Here is a 10284-nt window from a genome sequence, read left to right as displayed (position 1 = left end):
CGCAATCCTCCGGGCAGGATCTTTTCCCGGGCAGTTTTGATGAGCAGGGATATCTGCGGTCGTCTCCAGCATCAGTCCCATACTTGCATTCACATCAGCGAGATAACGCATCTCGTCAGCAGTCATAATTCCGGCATTGGTGTGCGGAAGGAGACCAAGAGAGAGTGCCTCATCAGCCATTGCATGACAGTATTGAAGAATTGAGGAGTACCCGTACTGCTCAAGAAAGGGCATAAATCCTTCCACTTCTTCAGGATGCTCTCCAAAGGTAAATAGTGCCTCAGTGCATCCGGCCTCTGCTCCGCGCCGAAGTATCTGCAGAACCTCTTGTGGTGAAAGAACACAGCCCTCTCCTGGCGGGCGACGGAAAATACAATACCCGCAGGCGTTTCTGCAGACAAACGTAAGAGGCAGAAAAACATTCCGCGAATACGTAATGACCGGTGACATGTACCAGTATTGTGTGTATATGATCCTTATGGGCGTTTTGAACATAGAGGAAAAGACGATCCCTTTTTCCATTCCGGATGGTAACGTTTGTTTCAAAGATGCGAATACCAGTAGTCATCCCCTATAAACCCACAGATCCAAAAACCCGACTATCCTGTATTCTGACTGATGAAGAGCGGCAGAGTTTTGCATATACGATGCTCCGCGACGTGGTGGACGCGGTAAAAGCCACCGGGTGCTCCCCCCTTATTCTGTCAACCGCTCCCGTTCAGCTTGATGACGTTCCGGTCCGCATTTTAAAAGAAGAACTCAATGAGACAATAAACGGATTTTGTGACGGGAATGAGGAGCCTCTGGCAATCGTCATGGCAGATCTGGCTCTTGCTGACCGCTCATCTATCCTTGCCCTTCTCACATCAGGAGGAGATCTTGCCATCGCCCCCGGGAGGGGGGGAGGAACCAATGCAATCTATATCAGATCTGCACAGATGTTCCGTGCGCAGTATTATGGAATGAGTTATGAGAAGCATGTCAGATATGGTACTGATGCAGGTCTGATGGTAAAGATCATCGATTCATTCAGGCTCTATTGTGACATTGATGAACAGGACGATCTGATTGAGGTGTTTATCCATAATCATGGGCATTCACGGAAATGGCTCATAGATCACGGATTTGAAATCGCCATGAAAAAGAGCCGGATTGGGGTGAAAAGGCAGGGAATTCAATAAATTATGAAGCAGGGTCAGGAAGCATCATTCCGGTCTTTGGATCATATGTCATCGGGATTGTCATTCCCAGGCATTCGATAATCATCGCTTCAACCAGGATATATGCCTCTGCTTCTCCCCTGAGACAACCGGTAAGAACCTGATCACTCCGTCCTGCTGAGGTGTGAAGGTGTATTGCAGGACCATCATCTCCTGATCTTATCATGCCCGTTCCTATCAGTTCATGTGCAAGAACAACGGGTTCGGTGTGGGGTACTGGAGGTAATTGATCAACAACCGGGCCGGTTACCAGTTCTGCATTTTTTATTGCTCCGATAAAGTGAATGAACCCGGCACTGATCCCCTTGTCCCTGACGAACGCCGTGATGGTCCTGATGGGATCTTCACCATGTTCTATGTGTAGATAAAATATCCTGCCACAGGTTCCAGAGCTATATTTCATCCAATACTATCTCCTTTAAGAACATGAGAGTTCATGGATTCCCTTGTTGGTATCATTTCACCTCCATCATGCCTTCATCATGATATTCACGTCTTGTATACGAGTATTTATCTGATATCCCACCCTGAAGAACGATATAGTACCATTCATAGATAGTATTCCAGAACCCGAACTCATGATACCGGCGAAAATCAAATCCTACTTTCATACCTGGAGCAAATCGTACCTTTCCCATCTTTCTCATCCGGACTGCAATCTCAAGGTCATCTCCGGCATCCACGATCCGGTACATTCCTGCCTTCATGAGGGCGTCTTTTCTGAAGGCTGAATTGCATCCAAGGGTGTAATAATATAATCCTGAATGGGCACCAAACCGTATCAGGCTGTTGAAGAGAAGTGCATACCGCTTATTTACAGAAGTGTGTTCTATCGGCGTTACCGGACCAAAGGAGAGTACGACGTTTGGATCCTGAAACGAGGAAACCGCCTGTTCTATCCAGTCAGGCGCAACCACGCTGTCTGCATCAGTAGTAGCGACAATATCAGAACGTGCCCGAAGAAACCCGTCGTTTCGTGCCCCAGCCACCCGTTCAGACTCCTGAACAAAAACCAGATCTGCATACTCTTCTGCTATCTCACAGGTCCTGTCATGCGAACCACCATCCACAACAATCAGCTCATACTGGTCGCGAGGGAGGGTCTGATGGATTAATGCCTTAAGACTCCGTCTTATCCGTTTCTCTTCATTATATGCGGGTATTACAACAGATATCATGATTGTACAGGGGTTCTTTTATGAAGGTAACACACCCATTATATACTGGTATTCTCTTCCATAGAAGGTTTATTCATGATATATCCGGAGTGCGTCCGGACGAAAGGAGACTGATGTGAAACTATCATCCCGCGGATTATTTGCTTTATCACTCATATTCAGCCTGACGGTTATCCTCTTTGTATTCGGAGCCACATTTACTCAAGAAACCATTGGATATATCCTCTCATTTAACCTTCTCTTTCTGTTTTGTGCCATTTGTTTTCGTGTGCTTGCTCTCGCTCTCTGGGCAGCCCGGATTGTCCTTCTGGCTCGATCCCTTGGATACCATGTTGGATTTCTACACTCCCTGAATATGGTTCTTGCAGGGCTTCTGGCCGGAACTATCACGCCTGGCCAGGCAGGAGGAGAACCGGTCAGGGTACATGAACTCTACCGTGGCGGGGTAAAAGTGGGAGATGCAACTGCAGTGGTAATCATGGAACGGGTTCTGGATGGGATCATTCTGACTGGAATGGGGATCATTATCATGCTGATGACACGGGAGATCTGGAGCACCTTCAGTACCGCTCTTATCTTTCTCATCATTGCAGCCTGGGTTTTCCTGCTGAGTTTTCTTTTCATTCCCTTTCTGGCAATGCGATACCCGGACCGTATGAAATCCCTCATACTTCGTCTGGTATCATGGATAAGTGAAAAATTATCCCATACACGGTTTTCTTCATCAAAGATTTGTGCATGTGCTGATGCAGAGATAGATACCTTATTTCATGGTTTCAACCGGTTTGCTGGCCCTGCACGATGGGGTCTTTTTGCGGGGGGATGTGCTACTGCATTCTTCTGGGTGACCGAATTTCTGGTTGCATCAGTCATCCTGATGGGCCTGGGTCTTGATCCCAACATTATCCTTTCATTCTTTTTTCAGATCCTTATTGCGATTATTATGATGATTCCGACTACCCCCGGGTCGTCAGGGATTACCGAGCTCTCCACTTCATCTCTGTATGCTCTTATCGTCCCGGCAGGTATGCTTGGAATATTTGTCCTACTCTGGCGATTTGTGACATTTTATCTGAATATCATTCTTGGATTTGTTGCAGGTATGTGTATCATTCACCGGGAGATTACCTGCAAAGCGGAATCGGAATATGAATTATGCAACAAAAAAACAGTGGATAGCGAGAAAAGAGGTGACGAAAAGGTTTAAATCCGGTGTACTGCTGCGGTTTTCTGCCCGATACATCCGGGAGAAGGATACGCAACCTTCTCCCACCGGTCAAGTACTTCTGAACCCTCAATAAATGCGAGATCATGACGTTTTGCATATCGGATCGCATCTTCCTTTGAGAGAGCATATCCGGAATCGTCATCAAGCATCTCACATATGGTAATGCTTGGAACAATACCAGACATCTCAGCCATAGCAACCGAGAGTTCTGTCTGACCATGACGCTGGGATAAGAGGTGCTCTGCGGCGATGAGGATTGGCATATGACCAGGAGTCCGAAATTGTTCCTTAAATGATACTGGCTCTCCATTCAGAACTGCCTGTACTACTTCGGAAATGGCATGTACGGTTTTCGCCCGATCACGATCCGTAATGCCGGTAAACGTATCCCGATGATTGACCCAGAGTGAAAATGATGAATTGTTTAAGGGATCATATGGAATATCACCCAGTCGTTCAACCATGGCACAATTCCGGAGCACTTCACGGGCAAAGGGAAGTCCCAGTTTCTTTGCTGCCATGAACGGGATGGCAGTACAAATAAGACCACCTGCATCGTTTCGCATCCGGCAGATGTCACGGTGGGTGATCATATCTGAACGCATGGCAAAATCAGTCTCACGTTCACGATCATCAAAATCATACAGCAGGACTATCTCACCCTGCCTGAGTGCAGTAAATGCATCTTTTGTCATAATGTCACCTCTATTGCTACTTCATCGCCATCCTGAAGAGAGAATCTTTTTCGGAGCCCTTCAGGAGCGACAATCTCGATAAGTTCTTCCGGATAGTGGGTTCTGCCAGGTATGATGATACCACAGGGAACATCCCTGATAAAGCAGGGAAGACAGCGGACATCGCCAAAAGTCCTACCTTCAGACTCAAATCCTTGCACAATCTTCCAGTCGGCACTTGAAAGACGTTTTCTCTGGAGAGCCGCGCTTGGCAGAAGCCGTATGTTAAGTGTACCGGGAAATGGGGCAAACCCAAGTATTTCCTGAAACTGTTTGGTATAGGGACGAAGGCTCATATAGTATGCACCCTCCCCAAGCCCGGACTGGACGGTTCCATTCAGCAGCAGAGTTTTCTCCTTCCGGCCAAATAACCGGTAATAATCACAGTATTCCTTTCGAAGGGCATCTTCTCCTTCAGGGGAAATGGTCACCTGCTGCCCCTCTGTCCCAAGAACCCGGCTTATAAGATGCTGCTGCTCTAATGAACGCAGTCTTCGGGATGCGGTCTGAGGGCTGAATCCAAGTTCAGAGCCAAGACTTATCGTTTTGAGGAAAACCGGAGTATTCAGACCGCCCATGAGAGCGATCCGTTTGAGACATTCCAGATCCTCAGGGGTAACCATGATATCATATGTGAGAGCGATCCTATTAATGAGTTTCCATATATGGGGAGAATAGCATAAGTGAGATGAAATAGTAGAATCACCGGGTTCATGTCATACTCTATGGAAATCCAAATTATGTATTCTCATAATAACCAGTACTATGAAAGCTTTTTCAATCTGACAGGTATATGGTGAAATATCGTTATTCGTTTTGTATTGGGATTCAAAAGAATGATAAGCAGTTACATATAACATAATAATCTTTTCCATACCTATGCCTGAATATGATTCAAAACCAGGGATCTGCAGCAGATGTGGCTGTTGCTGTAGTTACATGGCTGACGTTTTTGGCATCATTGAGCAAACCGGACCTTTTACATATCGTATTCAGTATCTGATCACCGGAGTTCAGCAGGTTGTGACCATTGACCAGGACAAAAGGGAAATTTTTTCCACAACATCCATTCTTGATAAACGACCACTTGCCTGTCCATTCCTCCGGTTTGATGATGAAAACCTTGCCATGTGCACGGTCCATCAGACACGACCTGAACTGTGTCGAATGTATCTTTGTGATCGATGTAAAAAGGGATGATCTATTAATCAGAAGATCTTCTTCGGATAAGCCATTCCTCTACTGCCCCAATTAATGCCAGTATTGCAGGCATAATTATGATTGCACCAATTAAGGAAAAAAAGACAGCGATTACTGTCATAATCCCAAAATTCGAAATAATTGGAAATGAAGAAAGCAGCAGTGCCGAGAACCCGAAAGCGGTTACAAGCCCGGAAACCGTCACGGATGCACCAATCTTTTGCACACTATTCCGGATAGCAGAGTAGGAATCAGGACTGGTCTTTTTTTCCTCAAGATACCGTTCCATCATGAGAATCGTATACTCAGATGAGACGCCGATAGTTATCGCCCCCAGAGATGCCGTAATAAAGGTATAATCGATAGAAAATACCCACATGACTACCGCATTCCACCCGACCACACAGATGATCGGAAAGAGTGGAGCAACCGCTATAATATTCCGGTATGCAATAAGCAAGAACAGAAATATCATGATAAAGGCAAGATAAGTCATAATTGGCTTATACAGGACAATATCATCATGTGTTATTGCATTTAGCTCAAATTCCCCACTCGAATGAACAGAAAGCCCCGGTGGTGGATCCGGCCATCCGGTCTCAGACAATAAGACCTCTTTCATATTGCTCATTTCCCCTGCTGAAAGAGATATCGTTTTTATCTCCATAAGACCGGTAATATCATCTGCAACATATTTCCTTTTTTCATCGGCCGGGATCCGGGAAAGAATTGTATTCAGTGCTGTCTGTGAACGGGGAAGAGTACCATCGTTATACTTTTTAACGAGTGATGCAATACTGGAGACGCTTATAATTTTATCTGCATATACCTCAGAGATGAATTTGCCATACCGATCCATCCATCGCAGTGTTTCAAGTGATGTGATATCAGGAGCAGTAATGATTAATTCAACCGGCATCTGAGAACCAAGGGTCATTTCAATTTTGTCCTTCACTACCTTTGCAGGCATATCAGGAGGAACCATTGAATCTTCAGTGGTATCAATTGCTATCCGGTCATCAACAACCAATCCGATTCCAGCCAGCATAAGGACCAGAATTAGAAGGATTACTGGTGACTTTGCAATTTTTCCAGCAATATATGATAAAAGATGATTGTACCTGTCAAAAAGACCGGGCCCCCGTGCGGGGTCAGAAATTTTTGGTTTATAGGGCAATAAGAGCGCTAAGGCTGGAAATCCAAACAGAGTTGCTCCATATGCACAAAAGATCCCGATTATTGCGGTCTGGGTAAAACCTACCAGAATCGGAAGCGGGGTTATATATAATACAATAAACCCCATTACAGTTGCAATCATTGCATTTAAGACTGCATACCCGGTATTACAGATGGTCGTCCTGATCGCTTCATGAAGAGGCGAATTGATTAGTTCGTCATTGAGACGGGACTGAAACTGAACCGCATAATCTATGCCAAGTCCTAATAATACAGGAAATGCGCCAATGGCACCAATATTAAGATTTACCCGGAATGCTCCCAGAACGCCGAATAAATAAATAAGTCCCAACATTACAAAAAGCAGGGGAAGGAGCCGGTACCTGACCGAACTGAACAGAACCAGAAGGCCAAGGAGCATTAATGTAAATGCTCCAAGAATCATGACTACAATCTGACCAGTCATGGCATCGAGCATCTGTTCATCAAATGCATCGGTTCCACTTATCTCAATAGTCGTTCCAGGGGGAAGAACAGAAGATGAAATGACCTGGCCAATGGGTTCAAGGAGTGATGCCGGATCCCCTCTTGCCAGCACTGCTCCAAAGGTATGAACAGAATCAGGAACCAATGTTTGCTGGTATGATGCAGGGATCCGATCAAATGCCGTTTGAATTTGAGACTTTGAAGGGGGAAGAGTTCCACCATTCGCCTGCTTTATGACACTGGCAATTGTTGTTACAGACATTACTCCAGGTATCCGGGATACTTCCTCTTCAAAAACAGAGAGATCATGAAGGACATCATAGGAAAGGGGATCGGGAGTCGATATATAAAGTACAATAGTCTTTTCATCAGCGAAATTTTTCACATATGACTGATACCATATCATTGAAGGGTCTTCGTGCGTTAAATATATCGAAACCCCTGATTCCATTGAGAGATTTCCCATCGACGCAAAGGAAGCGAGAGCAAGCAAAGCCATAATAAGGAGAATCAGGGCTGGTCTTGCTATGACCTGATCGGAAACCCGATGATAAAAATGAGAGATCAGGGACATATCCGGCCTCTTTTACTGATGTTTCTCATCAAACCAACCTGCCTTCCTTTTTCAGGATACCATATCCAAGGATGAGTATCACTCCCAGGAGGATAATAAGTGATATGGGAGAGAGAAGGTATGAAAGAATACCATGAGGTGCACCATCTATCTCTATTCTCATAGGATCTGACAGTGCAACCAGACCATTTTCACCACGGTATTTCACATCGGTTAAGACGCCATAGGTTTTGACCAGGGCAGACTGATCAAGAATAAACTCATACATAACTTCTGCAGAGTCTCCAGGGTTGAGGGTTCCAAATGCTGCACTGGTAACCGGAGAGGAAACCGGTGATATCGGCACAATCTTGGCAGTTGCATCATAAGCCGGTGCATCACCAGTATTTGTATATACTACTTTGACAGCAGCCCTCCCACCAGGTTCAATAACGGGCTTTTCATAGGAAACAGAAAATTTTGGTCCGGCCGATATGGGTATTCCAATCTGCAGGGGTTCTGAAGATGCAAAAATCCCATCCTCATCTTCATACGTAATGACGAGAGTAACAGGAATATGGGCAGACTCAATCGTATCAGAAACATATGTTCCCCAAAAAACACTTCTCTTCTCCCCTGGCTTTATGGTTCCAAGATAATAACTTCCAGGGTTTGGAATCAGGGGACTGTTTTTATCAGAAATAAGTTCTGCTATTGCATTTTTTCCTGCATAATTACCAATATTTGTAATAGTTGCAGATATTCTCCCATGGTGCCCTGGAGAAATGTTTGTTACGATGAGATCAGTAACCTCTGCTCTGACAACCGGTTTTATTCTGATCGGTACTTCAAGTGTAACATTTTTTGGCTGATAGTGAAAGACATTGGTGCCGGTCCCTTCCATTGCAACAGAATCCGCATACCAGGATGTTACCTGGAGAGGTAACCGGTATTTTCCTGATTTTGCATCCGCAGGAACAATTACCGGAAAGGAAACTGTAACCGGTACCGAGGGAGGGAGAATTGGAATGGTCAGCGGAGTTCCAATGACATCAATCGGGGAAGAACCGGCCTTGAGAGTGAGTTCAACTCCCATACCGACAACCGGGCTTGAAATGACCGGATCAGTCATATCAAGGATTTTTTCCGGTGTATGTGCAGTATTGAGAATCGAAAGTGTCAGAAGGCTGATATTACCCGGATAAAGAGTTGCATTGCCTACGACAGTGGCCGAATACTCAGGTTCCCCATACGGAAACGGGACTGCACTTGCCGGGAACAAAACACCAGTCCCGAATACCCATATGAGCAGTCCAAGGATGAATAATCTCTTATTCCGAAGAGAAATAAGAGGATAGTATCGTAATGCACATTTATTACTCATACTGCACCGTCATGACTGCTGCTTTCGACGGTAATACATAAATCCTCCACCACAGATCAGGACGAGAATAATAATCATGATTCCTATTGGGTCAATACCAGAATCGGTCACATTAACCGGAACTTTTAACGGATCTGATACATATTCAGTATTTTTTTCATCCATGTACCTGATTACCGAATCAAGTGCATATTGTTTTGCGGTTGAACCCTCATTCACCTTCAGTTTAAATTTCGCAATTCCCGTCTCTCCAGGAGCAAGATTACCAAGATATGATTGATCATCTTCACTCGTAAACGGATCTACAATATTGATCCCGGCCTGGGCATTATAGACAGTCCTCACTCCGGTATTTTTATACTCTACTGTGATCTCTCCTTTCCCTCCTGAAGCAATCGAATTCGGGTTACTTACAATGGTAAAACTGATCTTGGGTTTAAATCCGACACTTACATCCTTTTTGGCCGAAGCTGCCAAAATACCTTGATAATCAGTATATTCTGCCCACAACTTCAAGGGATATTGAATGTCCGGATTTGCATCTGATGATACTGACACTTTATAAGAAATGGTGGTGGATGACCCTTTTGGAAAATCTCCAATATACACACTGTTATGATATGGAATAACCGGACTGTTTCCGACCGGTTCGATTAGAATAATCGTATCCTTTCCATCATCAGAGCCGGTATTTGTGATTGTAATGGTAATATTTCCTTCTCCACCAACAGTAAGATCACCGGTTTTCACCTCTGATATTTCCAACCGAACAGCCGGACGGATTCTCACTGGCAGATATACTCTTTTTTCTTCATCTTTAAATGAATAAGAAATTTCATCCTTACCAGTCTGTGTCGCCATGTCCATATACCGGTACCTGAGGAGAACGGGGATTTGATATGTTCCGGCACGGGCAGAATCCGGAACGGTAATCGAAAATGTCGCCTTACCAACTGAACCGGATGGCAGGTCACCGATGATTTGTGGATCTGATGAAACAACAATGGGCGATTCCCCAGGCTCAAGGAATGCAGAAAGTGAAAGAGCTGTTGTTGGAATATAGTCCGGAGTGATGGAGCCTTCATCAATAAATTTCATGGAAACGCGGCCGGAGTTTGTAATAAG

11 protein-coding genes are annotated in these 10284 nt (G+C 44.9%); 3 read left to right on the top strand and 8 right to left on the bottom strand.

Features of this window, described 5'->3' with window-relative positions; genetic code table 11:
* The coding region (locus PLA23_RS06105; protein ID WP_324474447.1) for a radical SAM protein at positions 1-450 on the bottom strand (450 nt) is incomplete at its 3' end.
* 98 nt (positions 451-548) lie between these two features.
* Between PLA23_RS06105 and cofC the strand changes: the two genes are divergently transcribed.
* Positions 549-1181: a 2-phospho-L-lactate guanylyltransferase gene (gene cofC, locus PLA23_RS06100; RefSeq protein ID WP_324474445.1), complete on the top strand. Its 633-nt coding sequence runs from the start codon at positions 549-551 to the stop codon at positions 1179-1181.
* A gap of 1 nt (position 1182) precedes the next feature.
* Here the strand turns inward: cofC and PLA23_RS06095 are convergent, their stop codons facing one another.
* A complete protein-coding gene (locus PLA23_RS06095; RefSeq protein WP_324328229.1) occupies positions 1183-1623 on the bottom strand; it encodes a PPC domain-containing DNA-binding protein in 441 nt (146 codons plus the stop codon).
* A gap of 52 nt (positions 1624-1675) precedes the next feature.
* Positions 1676-2398 carry a glycosyltransferase family 2 protein gene (locus tag PLA23_RS06090; protein ID WP_324328230.1) on the bottom strand — a complete coding sequence of 241 codons (723 nt, stop codon included), beginning with the start codon at positions 2396-2398 and terminating at the stop codon, positions 1676-1678.
* Positions 2399-2513: 115 nt separating this feature from the next.
* Here PLA23_RS06090 and PLA23_RS06085 point away from each other — a divergent pair, with 115 nt between their 5' ends.
* The gene (locus PLA23_RS06085; protein ID WP_324474444.1) at positions 2514-3605 is read left to right on the top strand and encodes a lysylphosphatidylglycerol synthase transmembrane domain-containing protein; all 1092 of its coding nucleotides are present in this window, start codon (positions 2514-2516) and stop codon (positions 3603-3605) included.
* On the opposite strand, the gene ribB is transcribed toward PLA23_RS06085, so the two are convergent.
* Together ribB and PLA23_RS06075 are read right to left on the bottom strand one after the other, a co-directional pair.
* Positions 3602-4321, bottom strand: coding sequence for a 3,4-dihydroxy-2-butanone-4-phosphate synthase (ribB, locus tag PLA23_RS06080; protein WP_324329097.1), 720 nt, complete (start codon positions 4319-4321; stop codon positions 3602-3604). The two genes, PLA23_RS06085 and ribB, sit on opposite strands and share 4 nt — an antisense overlap.
* A complete protein-coding gene (locus tag PLA23_RS06075; protein ID WP_324329099.1) occupies positions 4318-4983 on the bottom strand; it encodes a DUF120 domain-containing protein in 666 nt (221 codons plus the stop codon). Before PLA23_RS06075 ends, ribB begins: the two co-directional genes overlap by 4 nt.
* A gap of 256 nt (positions 4984-5239) precedes the next feature.
* Between PLA23_RS06075 and PLA23_RS06070 the strand changes: the two genes are divergently transcribed.
* Positions 5240-5560, top strand: a complete 321-nt coding sequence (locus PLA23_RS06070; RefSeq protein ID WP_324329101.1) for a YkgJ family cysteine cluster protein — start codon at positions 5240-5242, stop codon at positions 5558-5560.
* Positions 5561-5564: 4 nt separating this feature from the next.
* On the opposite strand, the gene PLA23_RS06065 is transcribed toward PLA23_RS06070, so the two are convergent.
* The 3 genes from PLA23_RS06065 to PLA23_RS06055 all read right to left on the bottom strand — a co-directional run.
* On the bottom strand, positions 5565-7796 hold the full coding sequence (locus PLA23_RS06065) for an efflux RND transporter permease subunit (RefSeq protein ID WP_324329103.1): 2232 nt from the start codon (positions 7794-7796) through the stop codon (positions 5565-5567).
* Between the two features lie 28 nt (positions 7797-7824).
* Complete coding sequence (locus tag PLA23_RS06060) at positions 7825-9159, bottom strand: COG1361 S-layer family protein (protein ID WP_324474442.1); 1335 nt, start codon at positions 9157-9159, stop codon at positions 7825-7827.
* Between the two features lie 9 nt (positions 9160-9168).
* Positions 9169-10284, bottom strand: a 1116-nt coding sequence (locus PLA23_RS06055; RefSeq protein ID WP_324474440.1) for a COG1361 S-layer family protein, incomplete at its 5' end; no start/stop codon positions are given.

Source organism: Methanospirillum sp., assembly GCF_035406105.1.
Lineage (GTDB): Archaea > Halobacteriota > Methanomicrobia > Methanomicrobiales > Methanospirillaceae > Methanospirillum.
Note: the sequence above shows the minus strand (reverse complement) of the source record. Positions and strands in the feature narration are given on the sequence as shown.